The organism is Janibacter sp. CoH_79_TC_3 (genome assembly GCF_058197955.1).
In genome coordinates, this window is the sequence record NZ_JBXWIV010000187.1 from 1 (window position 1) to 240 (window position 240).

Sequence of the window (240 nt, forward strand, 5' to 3'; positions counted from 1 at the left end):
CTTCCTACCAGTTCATCCAGTGTACGGACACCGAATTTTGCCATATATTCACGAAGTTCCTGTGCGATAAAGCGCATGAAGTTCACAACATATTCCGGTTTTCCGCGGAAACGCTTTCTAAGTTCCGGATTCTGTGTTGCAACTCCGACCGGGCAGGTATCCAGATTACATACACGCATCATTACACATCCCATTGTTACCAGCGGTGCGGTAGCAAATCCGAATTCTTCTGCTCCAAGG

The 240-nt window shown here is 47.5% G+C and carries 1 protein-coding gene; it reads right to left on the reverse strand.

Going from position 1 to position 240, the window contains the following annotated elements:
* Positions 1-240: glutamate synthase-related protein (locus AC2FA3_RS15575; RefSeq protein WP_490510385.1), on the reverse strand; the 240-nt coding region annotated here is incomplete at both ends.